Here is a 16,467-nt window from a genome sequence, read left to right as displayed (position 1 = left end):
TCGGTTTCAGGAAACTTTCAGCTACGTTCCAGTATCTGGTTGTTCTTTGTGAATTACCTTCAGCGCTTCCCGTACACTTAGAGGTGATAATTCATGGCTAGCAACAAAGGATTGCACCGCCGCTGCGTCCGTCTTGGAATACTCTCGCAGCGCCCATCCAATCGCTTTGCGGATGAAGAACTCCTTCGAATGAGCCATTGTCGTAATGCAGTGAAACAGCAGCGGCACGTCAGTCTTCTTTTTAAACTTCAACTGAAATAAGATCGCGGTACGCTGCAGCCACATGTTATCCGATGCCAACCATTTCTCCACATAAGCGGGAATTAGCTCGGGAAATCGTTGCAGATGAAATCCGATCAAGTGATCCGCAATGGTGTCGACAGTGTCCCACCAAGATTGGGTTACGACGAAATGCTCCAGCACCTCGATATGCTCAGCCTCTACTGTTTTCCTCACTTGCAACAGCATCATAATAGCCGTGTAAGCAAACTCTCGCTCGGGCAATTGCCATAGCTCCTGGGCGATGCGAACTGCCTCCTCCCCTTTCGGAAAGCCATGCTCCTTCGTGAATTGCTTGGTTAACGCGACGCGTTCTGGATTCCGAATACCAAGGAAAAGAAAATGATTCTTCATATAGGCTTCCATACTAGGGGCATTCTCCGGATTCGCATGGGCTCTAAGCCATTTCTCCAAGTCATTCGTGTAAGCTGATGTCATCGTGAAAGTGCCTCCTTTTAGCTATCTCCTATGCGCTTATTGTAGCAATTCTCTAGCAATTCGGGTATGCTATTAGCAGAATTTTAATAGAGATGACGAATAGGATCGGTGAGAAACATGACGTATAAATTAGTTGCTGCTGACTTAGATGATACGCTGCTGCGTGATGATTTGACGATTTCGCAAGAGACGGTTGATGCCATGCATCAAGCCGTTGCCAAAGGTGTAACGGTCACCATAGCTACAGGAAGAAGCTTCCCTTCTGCTGCCAAAATTGCCAATCGCATCGGACTCAACGTCCCGATTATTACGTACCAAGGGGCTTTGATTAAAAATTTACTAGACGAAGAAGTGCTCTATGAGCGCACTGTTCCTGTAGAGAGCGCCCGCTTCCTGCTCGATTACTGCGAGAAGAACAACTATCATCTTCAGCTTTACCATGGGGACGAGCTTTATGCAGCTGAGGATAACGATAAGATTAAAAAGTACGTGAGCTTGTCCAAAACGCCTTATATCATTGGTGATTTGCGTCAATGGATTCATATTCCGCAGCCTAAGATGCTGATTGTTGATAAACCGGAGGTTTGTGACCAAATCCGCGAGGAACTCCTTCCCCTGCTGGGTGACCAACTGCACATTACGAAGTCCAAGCCACACTATTTGGAGTTCATGCACAAGGAAGGCACGAAGGGTCATGCGATTACGTTCCTGGCTGAGCACATCGGTTGTTCATTAGATGAAGTGATTGCACTTGGCGATGCGTGGAATGATCGGGAAATGCTTGAAGTTGCTGGCCTTGGCGTTGCGATGGAGAATGCGCTGCCTGAGCTTAAAGCGTTGGCGAACTTCGTGACAAAGAGCAATAACGAGGATGGCGTGAGGCATGTGCTGGAGACGTTTGTTTTAGCGGAGTAAGCGAGGGAATGCGATGAGGGGAGGTCGATTGAGACCTCCTTTTTTCGTGGATTCATCGGATATTCAAAACCTGGATGTCGATTTTGATGCTGTGGCGGAAAGACAATAGGAACATTGGTGCATTGTTGCTTCCAGCCGATATACGGATACATTCCAATGGATTTTAATAAATGCCTGCTGTTCCTTCTAATGAAAAAGAGACCTCAGCAACATGCTGTCGGTCTCCGTTAAAAGGATCTATAATGCCAAAGTCATGAATGAACTATTCGGGTCTAGGCTGTAATCCGCGAACGGCTCACAATAGGTAAATCCAAAATTTTCATATAACTTTCTTGCTGGTTCGAAAGCTTCCATTGAGCCCGTTTCCAAGCTTATTCGCGTATAGCCGCGTCGCTTAGCTTCATTAATAATGTGTTCAAGAATTCGCTTAGCGACTCCTTTTCTGTGATGTGCGGAGGAAGTTCGCATTGATTTTAACTCGCCATGCTGATTATCGAGCTCTTTGAGCGCTCCGCATCCGACTAATTCCCCTTGTTCCCATCCACTCCAAAATGTCACATCCGGTCTTTTCAATCCATCCAAATTTAGGGCATGTGTACTCTCTGGCGGGGATAACGATTGCATATTTAGAAGATGTTCCATAATTAGCGCTACCACTTCAGGACCCGATAAATCATCCACTTTAATTTCCAAGATTGTCACTCCTCTATCGCTAATTTTTAATCATTAGAATACAACATTACAATGGTCAGTTTCAACTGTTCTTGGGATCCTGCACAATCTGAAGTGCAATGATTGTGCACCGTGACAATGCGTCTATTGCTACTGGACAGTAGGGTTGCTGGTATGAGAACATGAGTTATCAGCATGAATGTAAGCGCTGTCTATGTGTGAATGGTATAGACACCTCTCTACATCATAAAAGATACCAAAGCTTACAAAGCTTACTTACATCTTTATTAGCATAAAGATTTTATTGGTTTAATATCAATATCCATAGTGAAAAAGGAGCGTGAGTCACATGTTTGACGGATCCTTACTCCAAGATAAAGTTGTTCTGATCACAGGCGGTGGCACGGGACTTGGCCGCGCGATGGGTGAGAAGTTCCTATCGCTTGGGGCTAAGTTGGCCATCACAAGCCGGCGGGAAGAAGTACTCGCGAAAGCCGCGGCTGAAATGAGCACTGATGAAGGCGGGGATGTGTTCTACCACCCCTGCGATGTACGTGATCCGCAGCAGGTCGCTGCCATGATCACAGCGGTGGAGCAGCACTTCGGTCGCATCGACGTGCTGATTAATAATGCGGCGGGCAACTTTGCCAGCCCGACTGAGCATTTATCATCGCGAGCGGTCGATGCGGTGCTGAACATTGTGCTCCACGGGACGTTCTACACCACGTTGGAGCTGGGTAAAAGGTGGATCGAGCAAGGCGTGGGAGGTACGATGCTGAACATCGTTACCTCCTACGCCTCCACCGGATCCGCCTTTGTTGTACCTTCCGCCGCCGCGAAGGCCGGCGTGCTTGCCCTCACCCGCTCACTCGCCGTCGAGTGGGCGCGGTACGGGATCCGGCAAGTCGCTATCGCGCCGGGGCTGTTCCCGACCGATGGCGCGTGGAGCCGACTGGCTCCCACGCCCGAGCTGTCGCAAAAGCTCTTGAACCGCGTCCCGATGGGACGCGTTGGGGAAAAAGATGAGCTGACGAACCTCGCCGCATATCTGATTTCGGACTTCGCCGCCTATATTAACGGCGAAGTGATCACGATTGACGGCGGCGAGTGGCTGCAAGGCGCCGGGCAGTTCAACGACCTGCTCGAGGTAACCGATGAGCAGTGGGTTTCAATTGCGGAGATGACCCGCAAGGGGAAATCGTAGCCCTCGAGAAAGCAGTCTCCCAAGTAACGCATTACTTGGGAGACTGCTTTTGGGTTTTGCACTCCGAGATGCGGAACGACGTTCCGCTTTTTCGGACAAATGAGCTATATTCGTGGAGTTACGGAACGACGTTCCGCTATTTCCACGGAAACGCGCGTTTACGAGCGACTTTTCGAGAAATAGCGTACTCATGTTCCGCATCTTCTGAAAAACGCCTATTTTTGGGAAAATAGCGTACTTACGTTCCACAACTTACTCGCTTGTTGCTCCGCTCCGCGATCGACACCAGCGATCTGTCCTTCCACACACCAGTGGAAATTGAGCTGATCGTTGAGATCCTCGACGAGGGATTACACAGTACACCCACAAAAAAAAGGAACCTCAGACTTTGATAAGTCCGGGGTTCCTTTTGTGTCCTTATAGACCAACTGCCGCGCCTTTTTCAAGCCGCAGAATCTGTTTCTCACCGGTTTCCGCTAATTCACGGAATTGGGTAATCGTTTCGCGCATTTTCGGGAGAGCTTCTTGCTTATAGGTACTGATCGCTTGCAAGGCTTCAAAGCTGTCGGCAAATGCTTTCTTAAGCGAGTCTGCTGAAATACTGGCCTCAATAGCACCTTTTTGAATGTCCACACCTTGTTGCTTCAGCATCTGCCCCGTATGTTCAATGAACGTATTCGTTGTGGTGTATAAAGCATTCAACTGGTTGAGCACCACTCGCTGGTTGGCCAATGCACTGGCAGCCGTAACTGCGACGCGTAACGCCGCTACCGTAACTGTGCTTGCACGATCAACTCCGCGGATAAGTTCCTTATTATTTCGGATAACGACCTCGAAAGTGATGAATCCTTGTTGATTGACCGCCATCATGGCTTGCATATCCAGCGTCCTCTGACGAAGTGGAAATAGCACCTCTTCTGTAATGAATTTGATCTTCTCAGGGTCATCATTTCGAGCTTTGGCGAGCGCGATTTGCGTTTCAATGGTTTCATCCATATAAGAAGCTAATTGGATCTCTTTACGAAGCTTTTTGGTAAGATCGCGAAGTGCGTGCTGTTCGAGAAGAAGTGTCGTATTGTCATCCTTCAAACCTAATTTCCCTTTAGTCAACGTTTCAATAATCTCGGCAATAACCATATCCGCTTTATCGAACTGATGGAAATAGGACCTGAGCGGATTAAAAAACTTCCCTAGAAACCCGCGCTTGGCGAAGTCGATCCCACTTGGATCGAGATCCTTCATTTGTAATTGCAGCTCCCCAAGCCCTTTGGCCACAATCCCTCCCTCATCACCAGACTTCGAAAGTTTCCCAATCGTTACTTGAAGTAAAGCATTTTTCTGTGAGGATGCTCGCATCGTCTCTATGCCGAAGTTTTCTACCGCCGCCAAAATATTTTTTCGTTTCTCCAGCGAATCGAGATCGATCTCCATGATCGTTTGCACATTCTGCTCCGCCTGCGCTCTCAGTTTAACAACATCCTCTGGAACTGGCTTTACTTGTTCCTCTACAACAGCCTTAAGCTCATCTTCTCCTACGATTTCCATCGAAAATGACATAGCGGCTCCCCCTTTGAACGATAAGTTTACCTTACATCTGGACGTTAAGCAGGTTACTTATTTTATAAACGACATCATCTGTGTCCGCATTGATGCTCGCTGCCTCGTTGATACTCGAAATACTCTGAAGCGCTTGAATATCTGCATTGTAACCAATCGTGTAGATGGGTATTTGATACGTCTCAATCAGCCCTCTAATGTCTTTCAAGGAATGACCTGCATTGGTTTCGCCATCACTTAATACGAAAATAAGCGGTTTAACATTGGGGTCTGCAGCCATATAGTCTTCCAGCATTTTCATGGCAACGACAACCGCATCAAAAGTTGCTGTCCCTCCACCTGCTTGGAGACTACCTACGGTACCGACAAACAGTGATTGCTGATTCGTATCATACTTGGCAATGGGGAGATTAATCGTCACCCCGCTCGAATAGGACACAAGACCAATTCTATTTTCTTTGCCCAGGTACTTCTGACCTTTGAGCAGGGATTCTTTCAATCGGGTAATGGGTTTACCATCCATGCTGCCAGATACATCTGTGACAAAAACAGCTGCAAGAGGTTTACTGCCATTCTTCTTTTCTTTCCAGACCTTTTGTGCAGATGAAAGTGTGTTTCCATCAATGGCTGCAAGTTCACTTTTGTAATTTTCGAGACCATTAAACCCCTTATCCTTGGCTGTTTGTTGATATTTCGCCTGTGCAACAAATTCGGCAAATCGTTTAATCAAATCCAGTTTCACAATCGGGAGATCACCGATGGCATAGAGCGGACTATCGTGTCTATATCCAAAAGGGGTAAAGACATAGTCATTCGTAAGCTCCGCCGCATTCTGAAAGGTCTGGTATTCCAGCACGAACCCATCCAGCATCCCTGACTTCGCAGCATCTCGCATTTGAATCGTTGTAGATGCGATAAAGGGCACGTTCGTTTGGAATTTCTCAAATTGTTGAACAGCTTTCTCACTGATTGGATTTTTATTATCAAATGTACTTAATGCCGTTACAAGGAAATTGAGGCCTGTTGAACTCGCGAACGGATCTGTATAGCCCATGGCAAATTCGTTATTTGAAATAGCTTCCGTTACGGTATTTACATTAATGGATCCGTACTTCGCGACGAGCGCATCATACTTTTTCTTAGAAATCACGATGCCAGGAACATTGCCAACAAGACGATTCGTGACCAGCTGTATTTTCGTGCCGCCCGCTTTGATCATCTCCCCCCATAGCTCGTTCGAAGGAGTAAAGGCATCTGGCATATACTTACCCGACTTGATATAGTCCGTCGCCGTCCCAGAAGCAATATTACGGATCTTCACCGATGCAGGCAGTCCGTTCACCAGAATGTGTGCTTTATTAAATTCATTCGCTACATCTGTTAACCAACCATCCACGCCACTACCGGACTTCTCAGTTGAAGAGAAAATTTCCACGAAATAGTCCGTCGTATTATTCACCGTAATTGGAAATTTCGAAATATCAGGCAGAGACGAGGCGACATCGGCCGGATTAATATCAATCTGACCTTTGACTGGCGTTCCGTTCACCACGGAGATCTTATCGTAGATCTTGTTCAATTGCTTTGCCGCATTCTCCGCTGTCACTTGATCTTGGGATTTGCCAAAATTAGCTGTGAAGGACACGCCAGCATAGACACCGATAAATACAATAATCACAATAAGAAGCGATATAAAGAAGAACTTCGTTTTGTTCATGTTCTGAGCACCACCTCTACTGTTTGTAGAATTGTGTTTGCTTTATCAAAGCATCAATCTCTTGCATACCCGACATTTGCCCAATATCACCAATCTCCAAGCTATCAAGTCGAGAAATTTCTAACAGCAACTTATCCAATTTGAGCAAAATTTCTTCATTCATATGTAAAGAGGCTCTAACAAACGAAATATGTGATTTATAAACGCTTCTTTTTTCTTGAAAAAGCTCGGGTGACAACTGGCTCGCGTTCTGTTTGGCAATACTTTGAAACTCGTCTTCGTCGAACACACGGAGACGGTTTATCATACTCCGTATATTGTGAAAAAATAACTTCTCCACCTCTTGCGTCGTAGAAGCAAATTTCTGAAAGCTAAGTCCGCTCGGTTCAAACCTCTGAATGAGGACACTTCGTAACGTCTCTTGTTTTTTGTGCATTCGCTCCAATTGGTGCAAGGCAAGCGCAATTTCCTGCGCTAATGATTTCACACTTTTGAATTGTTTCAAAGCACCTTCCAAATCCTCAGGACTCTTCATCTGCCTTGCGGGTAGTTGAACGTTTTGCTTCATAAGAATGCTATGGATGCCGAATAGTAAGGTCAGTGTACTTGCTAGTAGAATAGATACGGTTAATGCCGTTTGTAATGCGCTATTACCGACCGTTATACCAAGAATACCTGGAGAAAGCACAAGAATATCAAACACAACGACCCCACCCGTAATCACAAACAATTTCATTATTTTATTTGCGGTTACAATCAAAGGGATTAACTCCTCTCTCCTCGATCTCAACTCCCCTATTTCACAAGAAAACCTCTGTTAGTTTGTTATCGTACGAAGAACGCTGATATGGGATTATATGCAGGACACACAGTACATATCTGCTTCTTCTGGGTTATTATGAAATGAAAGCATACAGAAATGACAAAAGGGCTGTCCCTCGGAAGCAGATAAATCTACTTGAGGGCAGCCCTTATTGGGATGAGATCATAATCGCAGTATTTCCACACCATGCCCAAGTTACGGAACGTAGTTCCACTATTTGCCTAAAAAAGCTCAAAATTAAAAAGTTGCGGAACGTGGTTCCACTATTAGTTCGATTAGTGCCCTAAATCCCCTAAAACTATGAGATTAGCGGAACCACGTTCCGTTAGCTAATCAGATTACCTGTTTATCGTGAAATAGCGGAACGTAGTTCCCTATCGCATCACCATAGTCCCCGTTGAAGTGCGCTGGTCGGTAGAACTTCACACCCGAAACCGCCCAATCAACCCCTGCAGCTCCGCAGCCATGCTGCTCAGAACCGTCGCGGAGGAGACAATCTCCTCCATGCTCGCGTACTGACCCTCGATGTTGGCGGAGACGTTCTTCGCGCCCGCAGCGGTCTGCCCCGCGACTTCGTCGATGGCGCGAATCACGCCAACGGCAACGAGCGTCTTCTCGGAGATAGCCTCCGAGCAGCCCGCCACTTCCTCGATCTGCTGAGCGACCTCGTCCATCGCAGAACGAATGCGGCGGAACGTCGCTCCCGCTTCGCCGACGACCTCAAGCCCCGTCTCCACCTCGCGGCTGCCCGCCTCAGTGGAGCTCATCACATCTCTTGTTTCCGCTTGAATACTCGTCACAAGAGATGCCACTTCTTCCGCCGCTGCGCCTGTCTGCATGGATAGCTTGCGGACTTCCTCCGCAACCACGGCGAACCCCTTGCCTGCAGCGCCTGCGCGTGCCGCTTCAATTGAAGCATTGAGCGCCAGCATATTCGTCTGCCGCGCAATACCAGCGATCATCGCATTCGCATTGACGATTTTCTCCGAACGGATGCTTAGCCGATGTACGGATTCTGCAAGTTCATTCATCTTCTGATGAATGGCCTTCATTTGCACCATCGCCGTTTCAATCGCCGCAGTACCTTCCCCCGCCTCCTGCTGCGCAGACAAAGACTGTTTATTCGCAGTTTGCGTCACACTCGCAATTTGCGTAACCGCTGCTGACATTTCTTCCATGATCGAAACGCCTTGATGTACACTCCCCACCTGCGCATTCGTGCCTTGCGAGATAATCTGAATCGTGCCCGTGATTCGCTCCGATAACTCACTAACCTGATTGGAATTTGCGCTAAGCTCTTCCGAAGCCGCAGCGACCTGCTCCGCGCTGCTGCCAACCTGACGAATCAAGCCCTGTAGGTTGCCTTTCATCTGATTGAACGCCGTTGCCAGATCACGCAGCTCGTCGCGGCTTTTTACCCCAATATCGCCCACCGATAGGTCACAATTCGCTATTCGCTCTGCCGCTCTCACCATCGACCGCACTGGTGTAACAATGCTTCGCGATACCAAGAGACCTATTACTAGTGCGAATACTAACGCTGCTCCGCTCACCCATATCAATGTCTTTATCGTTGATGAAACGGTCTGATGATTCTGAGTAGAAGCATCCGCCTGGATGACCGCCTCTAGCTCTTCAATTTTAGCCGCTGCTTGCGTCAATGCTTCCGTAGTAGGGATCGCCCACTGCATCGCTTCGGCCTTTGCTAAGGAGGTATCTCCTTTTTCTCCGTAAGCAACCACCTTTTGAACCAGCCTAGCAAAGGTTTGATTCGCTTCCAGCATTGCCCCGACTGCGGATTGCTCCTCCTCATTCCCTTCCTTATCTTTCATTTTGGTAATGATCGAGGAAAGCGTCGTATTCATATCCGTTAAACGCTTTTCTCTGTCTTTCGTCGGATCCAGCACATAACCAAACAATAAACTCGTTTGCATCTGTGTTTTTTCTTTGATTTCAGCAACATCCTGAAGCAGTCTCACATTCGTTTCGAGTAGCTCCGTATAAGAGTTGTCCACTTTTTTAATATACATATAAGACAATCCGCTGGTGATCCCAACGAGCAAAGAGACGAGAACAAAAGCCCCCACCAGTTTACTTTGTAAAGAAATAAATAAAAGCCCCTTCTTCCAGCCCGGCCTGTTGTGGTTTGTATGCATAGTCCATTCCCCCTGTATATACGTAAACGCTTTCAATATCTCTCGTTAGAAAAGGCTGCCGATAATGTCGACAGCCTCCACAACCTACTTCGAATTCATATATTTCCGCATATCAAACGCTACCGCAGCAACGATGATCACACCTTTGATAATTAACTGCCAGTACGGGCTAATGCCGATAAACGTCAACCCGTAGTTGATAACGCTGAAAATCAATACCCCTGCAAGAACACCCGGAACCGTTCCGATACCACCGGAAGTAGATACGCCGCCGACTACGCAAGCAGCGATCGCATCAAGCTCGTACATGTTTCCGTAGTTATTCGTAGCACCACCCGTTCTTGCAGCTTCAAGTACCCCTGCAAGTCCATAAAGCGCGCCCGCAATCGCATAGATATAGATCAAGTAACGATTAACGTTAATACCAGAAACGACAGCGGCGTGAATGTTTCCGCCAATCGCGTACATATATTTGCCAAGCTTTGTTTTATTAAATACGATCCAAACAATAACCGAGACAACAATCGCGAAAATAACGATATAAGGAATCGAGTATGTGGCGCTGGAGCCAATGGAGCCTGTGCCGAGATTACCGAAGTCTGGTCTCAAACCACCGATAGGTTGGGATTGGTTCGGTTTCATATCGAAGTACAAGGAGTTGGCACCATAAACGGCGACCATCGTACCTAACGTAGCGATAAATGGCGGGACTCGGAACTTAGCGACAACAATTCCATTAATTAACCCAACTAATAAACCCGCTACAACAGCAATCGCAATCGGAATAAACATGGGCAATTGCGGTAAGTCAGGGAAAAATCTTCTGCCATACTCCTCTGTTTGCAACATGGATGCGGAGATAACCGCTGATAAACCAACAATTCGCCCTGCTGATAAATCCGTTCCCCCCGTGATAAGAATGAACGCTGCACCCAACGCGATAATAACACGTGTGGACGACTGCAATAAGATATCACGTAGAATGTTTACTGATAAAAAGCGTGGATCATAGATCGCGATCCCAATGACTAGAACAACTAGCACGATGTAAATTGCGTATTTGGTAATGAACCCGCTAAGGTCTCTGGATTTCAATGTTTCTGTTTTGGTAGTCATGATTCTAGGCCCCCTCCATTATGCCATATGCTGTGCAGCAAGGCGCATAATCTCTTCTTCTGTTGCTTTATTTCCTTCTACAATGCCCGTAAGACGTCCCTCACACATAACCATAATTCGGTCTGACATCCCAAGAAGCTCGGGCATTTCAGAAGAGATCATGATAATACTTTTCCCCTGCTTGGCAAGGTCAGCAATGATGGAGTAAATCTCAAATTTCGCTCCTACGTCAATTCCCCGCGTCGGTTCATCGAGAAGGAGTACATCAGGTTCTGTTAACAGCCATCTGGCCAGCAAAACCTTTTGTTGGTTACCACCGGACAAGTTCTTAATCAACGCATGCATATTCGGCGTTTTCACGCGCAGCATTTCGATACTTTGTTTAACTTCTGCTTTACGTTTCGCTTCTTGAATGAAGCCAAATGGATTCATGTATCTTCCCAAGTTGGCAATGACCGTGTTCTCCAAAACCGATAACACCGGGAAAATCCCAGTAACACGGCGCTCTTCTGTCAGCAAAGCAATCTTCTGCTTAATCGCATCCATCGGCGACTTCAGCTTCACTGGCTTACCGTGGATCGATATGCTTCCTGAAGCAATGCCTCTCATCCCGAACAACGATTCAATCAATTCTGTCCGTTGAGCACCAACAAGACCGCCAACACCGAGAATCTCACCCTTTTTCAGCTCAAAAGACACATTCTTGAATGATTTCGGAACGACCGAAGTCAGGTCCTCAACCTTCATCAATACACCTTCAGGAACATTGCTGCGCTCAGGGAAACGCTCTTTCAAATCACGTCCAACCATCTTAGAGATGATCATATCTGTGGTAAGCTCGGAAGATGCCCATGTACCAATCTTGGTACCATCACGCATAATCGTTACTTCATCCGAAATCTCCAGAATTTCTTCCATTTTATGTGAAATATAGATGATCGAAACACCGCGGCTCTTCAGGTCGCGAATGATGCGAAACAACTGCTCAACTTCATTACCCGTAAGCGATGAAGTCGGCTCATCCATAACAATAACTTTCGAATTGAAAGAAACAGCCTTGGCAATTTCAATGGATTGCACTTTGGATACCGACAAGGTACCAACGAGTGTATCCGGTTTAATATCCATTTGGAGTTGTTTGAACAAACTCTCTGTATCTGTACGCATTTTTTTGTGATCCACTAATTTCAAAGGTCCGATACCTTTTAGCGGAAATCTGCCTAACCAAATGTTCTCCATCACGTTGCGATGAGGAACAGGGTGAAGCTCCTGATGAATCATGGAAATGCCGTTCGCTAATGCATCCTTGGAGTTCGTAATCGAAGCTACTTCTCCGTTAAGCTTGATTTCTCCACCATCGGGCTTATAAATACCAAATAGGCATTTCATCAGCGTCGATTTACCCGCTCCATTCTCTCCCATCAGCGCATGTACGCTTCCTGGGCGAACTTTGAGGGTGACGTTATCCAGCGCCTTTACGCCGGGGAACTCTTTGGAGATTTGATTCATTTCCAATAAATAGTCATGTACAGTCATGGTAACTCCCCCTACAGCTCACGATAATCCCCACAAAGTGAAGCCTTTATTCGAAGCTTATTTCTCTTTATCTTTGCACGGGTTTCCAAAAAAGGAAGGCAAAAGCGCGATTGTTATTCACATATCGCCTCTCTTGCCCGTTCTCACAATTACTTCGCTTCGTTCATGTTAGCTTTTGTGATTTTTTTGTAGGAAATCCAAACATATTTACCGTCAGTAATATCATAGCCAGTTGTTTCTTTGCTTGGAACTAGACCATTAGCAAGAGCTGTTGCTACGCTTGTTGTTGCTGCACCTTGGTTTTTTGCATCGTTTAGAACTGTTCCTAGAAGCGTTCCATCGCTAAGTGCTTGTAGAGCTGGAGCTGTTGCATCTACACCAACAACCGGAAGGAATTTGTTATCTTTGAAATAGCCTTTTGCTTTCAAAGCTTCGATCGCACCAAGCGCCATATCATCGTTGTTCGCAAGAACAGCTTCGATTTTGCTTTCGCTGGAAGCTAGGAATGCTGCCATTTTCTCTTGACCTTTAACACGGTCCCACATCGCTGTATCTTCTGCTACTTTTTCTACGCCCAAACCAGCATCTGTGATCGCTTGGATGGAGAATTTCGTACGAAGCTCAGCATCTTGGTGTCCTGGCTCGCCTTTAAGCATAACGTATTGGATTTTTCCGTCTTTGTTTTTGTCAGCTTCTGGGTGAGCTTTGAAGTAGTCAACCAACAGTTGGCCTTCCATTGTACCGGATTGCTCAGCTTTAGCGCCTACGTAGTAAACTTTATCCCATTTCTTCATGTCGTCAGCAAGTGGCTCACGGTTCAAGAAGACAACTGGAACGTTGGCTGTTTTTGCTTTATCGATGATAACGCCAGCAGCTGTACGGTCAACCGCGTTGATCGCTAGTGCATTTACTTTTTTCGTGATGAAAAGGTCAACTTTATCGTTTTGTGTTGGTTGTGAGTTTTGGCTGTCTACGATATCAACAGTCGCTTTATCTTTCGCTGCATCGGAGATCGCTGCACGAACACCAGACATGAACGTATCATCAAATTTATAGATCGCAACACCGATTGTTGGTTTTTTACCTGCTGCTGGAGCTGTAGTTGCTGCTGCACCTGTGGAAGCTGCTGGGGAAGTAGTTGTTGCTGGTGTTTCTGTTTTATTTCCACAACCTGCTACGGTTGCAACCAATGCGCCTGCTACGGCAAGTGTAAGTAATTTTTTCAAGATAAGACCCTCCCTAAAAGGTATGTTGTTTGTTTACATTCCTTACTATAATGGTTCACTGAACATAAACAAATGCAATATCCTCATGTCTTCTATCGAAATTCTCATCACTTAACAAATGGAAATAGCAATTTTTGATTGTCCGACCAGAACATATTACTCAGATCAATCGCCTTAATCCCTGTTTCCACGCGCTTTGGAACGTTTTTACCATCGACAGCTTCGACAGCACTTTTTACACCCAAATAGCCGATGCTAAAAGGGTTTTGAATAATCGTCGCTTGAATAATCCCCTCTTGCAGCAGCTCTAGCTCTTCAGAGGTACTGTCAAAGGTGATGATTTTCACCTTCTCCTGCAATTTCCGACTCTGAACTGCGCTGGCGACACCACTAGAGGAAATTTCACTCATTGCCACGATCCCGTCTAACTGCGGATGTTTATCGATAACTGTATGGGTGAGTTGAGCGGCTAGCTCACGATCGGTCAAACTGTACACCTTCTCAATCACCTGGACATCGGGATACTTCGAAATTTCGTCCAGCAAGCCTTTCTCCCTCAGCTCCGTATTTCGCTCCCCTTGCTTAAAGCTTACTATCGCAATTTGCCCGCTCTTGCCGATCAACTTGATCAGCTGTCTCCCCGCTAACTGACCCGCTTCATAGTTATTTGCGCCAATGAAGCTCTGTACGTTCTTCGTCTCGACCTCGGAGTCGATCGTAATGACGGGAATATGTGCTTTATCAGCTTCATCAACGACAGATGACAACTCTTTATAATCATTGGCTGCCAATACAATGGCATCTGGACCGCTCGAGATGGATTGCTCCATAAGGGCAATTTGCCCTTTCACATCCGCTTCATCACCAGGTGCCCGAAAATCCAGCGCAACATCAAACTCCTTCGCCGCGACCTCTGCGCCCAACTTTACTGTTTTCCAATAGTCGCCTTCCTGACTTCGGAGAATAACCTCCAGGTGCTTCTTCTGCTCCGTAGGCATGGTTTCATCACGCTCTGAACAGGAGGACATCGACAGTAAAGCGATGAGGACAGCGATCATCATTGGTTTCAATCTCATCCTTCACCCCCTCCTTCGTCATCTAGTAAGGCTGGAATCGTAATCGTGACGACCGTTCCTTCCTCAAGCTCACTGCTAACTTGGACCCCGTAGTCCATGCCAAAATAAAGCTGTATCCGCTCATGCACATTTCGCAATCCGACACCCGAACCTTTGTCACTCTTCACCTGACCAGAGACAATATTCTTGAGCGTTTCCTCCGACATTCCGACGCCATTATCCCGAATCTCGAAAATAATCTTCCCTTTTTCCATCGTAACAGATAGCTCAATCAGCCCTTCGTCCACCATATACTCAATGCCGTGGTAGAGCGCATTTTCCACAAATGGCTGAAGAATCAGCTTGAGCGTTTTGTACGAAAGCACCTCTTCTGGGGCGCGGATCTCGTATTCAAACTTGTCCTTATAGCGCATCTTCTGGATGATCAAATAGTTGCGAATATGCTCGATCTCTTCCCCGATGGTAATAATATTTTTGCCTTTGCTCAGCGATATCCGGAAAAACTTCGACAGGGACGTGATCGTCGTCACAACCTCTTCATTCCTCCCATTGCCAACCATACGAACGACCGAATTGAGTGTATTGTATAAAAAATGCGGATTAATCTGCGATTGGAGAACCTCCAGCTCGTTCTTCCGCTTAATCTCCTGCTCCTCGATACTCTGATCCATAAGCTCTCGGACCCTGGATACCATCAGATTGAACCTCCGCGACAGTTGCTCCACTTCATCTGCTCCACGCACATGAATATAGGTGTCAAAATGCCCTTTCTCCACCATCTCCATCGACTTCTTCAGTCGTTTAATGGGTTGCGAAATACGCGCGGACATGAAAGAGGAAATCAGCAAAATAAAGAGCAATACGATCACTAGCAACCAAATCATGAACGTTGAGATTTCCTTGCGCGTCGTCACCATTTCATCTAAGTAGGAGACCCCAATAATTTTCCAGCCGATATTATTGACCGTCCGCACTACGTTTAACCGCGACTCACCCTCGCTCACATCCATATATTGGCCATACGAAAATTTGAGCGCTTGCTCCACATTCTCATACTTGAGACCAATATAAATAAGCTGCTGCTGCGGATGATACACAATGCTGCCAGCAGAATCGTCAATGATATAGACATAGCCCTTCTTCCCTAGCGAAACCGTACGAAACACATCGTCCAATGTCTTGAAATTAATGTCCACCAAAATAACCGCATCCACCAATTTCCCATTCTGCTCAATCGTGACCCCTTTACTCATGGAAACCACCCACTTGTAGGGATCTTTGAATAGGTTCTGGATATGCGGTAAGGAAAAAGTAAGATGGTTCGGGTTATCGAGGGCAGACCTAAACCACGACTGCTCGAGCAGCCGTGTATTTTTGCGCATCTCTGTCGTTGGCACACCGGTGACCAACCCGCCATCCGCGGTAAAAAGATGAATAGATACAATATCCTCCCGTGTACTGGCTATGGTATCTAGCTGTTCTAGTAGCTTGTCCGACGGGATGCCTCGGCTCTTCGCAATTTTGGCATCTACGACCTCAAACGTATCCGACATCCCTTTGATATACTGCTCTAGGTTAAATTGCACCTGCTCAATGACCTGTGCTGTATTCAGAAATGCGCTCTCCTCTGCCGTTTTGGCGAATTTATTATAGAGCACTAAGGAAACTATGAGCATAACCGTCACGGTAATAAGGATGAATGACATCGTAATCGTAAACTGAATACTTTTTACCCGCATCGTATCGAGCATA

The 16,467-nt window shown here is 46.5% G+C and carries 13 protein-coding genes; 2 read left to right on the top strand and 11 right to left on the bottom strand.

Annotated elements, in window-relative coordinates; genetic code table 11:
• Window positions 1–21: 21 nt before the first annotated feature.
• The gene (locus tag AC58QC_RS29930; protein WP_497418617.1) at window positions 22–717 is read right to left on the bottom strand and encodes a DNA alkylation repair protein; all 696 of its coding nucleotides are present in this window, start codon (window positions 715–717) and stop codon (window positions 22–24) included.
• Window positions 718–834: 117 nt separating this feature from the next.
• Between AC58QC_RS29930 and AC58QC_RS29925 the strand changes: the two genes are divergently transcribed.
• Window positions 835–1,632, top strand: a complete 798-nt coding sequence (locus AC58QC_RS29925) for an HAD family hydrolase (RefSeq protein ID WP_497418616.1) — start codon at window positions 835–837, stop codon at window positions 1,630–1,632.
• 237 nt (window positions 1,633–1,869) lie between these two features.
• On the opposite strand, the gene AC58QC_RS29920 is transcribed toward AC58QC_RS29925, so the two are convergent.
• Window positions 1,870–2,325, bottom strand: coding sequence for a GNAT family N-acetyltransferase (locus tag AC58QC_RS29920; RefSeq protein ID WP_497418615.1), 456 nt, complete (start codon window positions 2,323–2,325; stop codon window positions 1,870–1,872).
• Window positions 2,326–2,653: 328 nt separating this feature from the next.
• On the opposite strand from AC58QC_RS29920, the gene AC58QC_RS29915 reads away from it, so the two are divergent.
• Complete coding sequence (locus tag AC58QC_RS29915) at window positions 2,654–3,508, top strand: SDR family oxidoreductase (protein ID WP_497418614.1); 855 nt, start codon at window positions 2,654–2,656, stop codon at window positions 3,506–3,508.
• Between the two features lie 417 nt (window positions 3,509–3,925).
• On the opposite strand, the gene AC58QC_RS29910 is transcribed toward AC58QC_RS29915, so the two are convergent.
• From AC58QC_RS29910 to AC58QC_RS29870, 9 genes are all read right to left on the bottom strand, one after another.
• Window positions 3,926–5,065 (bottom strand): toxic anion resistance protein, encoded by a 1,140-nt coding sequence (locus AC58QC_RS29910; protein ID WP_497418613.1) that lies wholly within the window; start codon window positions 5,063–5,065, stop codon window positions 3,926–3,928.
• 31 nt (window positions 5,066–5,096) lie between these two features.
• Complete coding sequence (locus AC58QC_RS29905) at window positions 5,097–6,782, bottom strand: vWA domain-containing protein (protein WP_497418612.1); 1,686 nt, start codon at window positions 6,780–6,782, stop codon at window positions 5,097–5,099.
• A 16-nt stretch (window positions 6,783–6,798) separates the two neighbouring features.
• Window positions 6,799–7,542: a hypothetical protein gene (locus AC58QC_RS29900; protein WP_497418611.1), complete on the bottom strand. Its 744-nt coding sequence runs from the start codon at window positions 7,540–7,542 to the stop codon at window positions 6,799–6,801.
• Between the two features lie 485 nt (window positions 7,543–8,027).
• Complete coding sequence (locus AC58QC_RS29895; RefSeq protein WP_497418610.1) at window positions 8,028–9,761, bottom strand: methyl-accepting chemotaxis protein; 1,734 nt, start codon at window positions 9,759–9,761, stop codon at window positions 8,028–8,030.
• Window positions 9,762–9,845: 84 nt separating this feature from the next.
• Window positions 9,846–10,877, bottom strand: a complete 1,032-nt coding sequence (mglC, locus tag AC58QC_RS29890) for a galactose/methyl galactoside ABC transporter permease MglC (protein WP_497418609.1) — start codon at window positions 10,875–10,877, stop codon at window positions 9,846–9,848.
• A gap of 18 nt (window positions 10,878–10,895) precedes the next feature.
• Entirely contained in the window at window positions 10,896–12,413 is a 1,518-nt protein-coding gene (locus AC58QC_RS29885; protein ID WP_497418608.1) for a sugar ABC transporter ATP-binding protein, read from the bottom strand.
• A gap of 149 nt (window positions 12,414–12,562) precedes the next feature.
• Window positions 12,563–13,639: a galactose ABC transporter substrate-binding protein gene (locus AC58QC_RS29880; RefSeq protein WP_497418607.1), complete on the bottom strand. Its 1,077-nt coding sequence runs from the start codon at window positions 13,637–13,639 to the stop codon at window positions 12,563–12,565.
• A gap of 107 nt (window positions 13,640–13,746) precedes the next feature.
• Window positions 13,747–14,715 carry a substrate-binding domain-containing protein gene (locus tag AC58QC_RS29875; protein ID WP_497418606.1) on the bottom strand — a complete coding sequence of 323 codons (969 nt, stop codon included), beginning with the start codon at window positions 14,713–14,715 and terminating at the stop codon, window positions 13,747–13,749.
• Complete coding sequence (locus tag AC58QC_RS29870) at window positions 14,712–16,466, bottom strand: sensor histidine kinase family protein (protein ID WP_497418629.1); 1,755 nt, start codon at window positions 16,464–16,466, stop codon at window positions 14,712–14,714. The genes AC58QC_RS29875 and AC58QC_RS29870 overlap by 4 nt, the downstream gene beginning before the upstream one ends.
• Window position 16,467 lies beyond the last annotated feature (1 nt).

This window comes from Paenibacillus sp. J22P51 (genome assembly GCF_059692215.1).
This window is presented reverse-complemented; position numbering and strand designations above follow the sequence as displayed.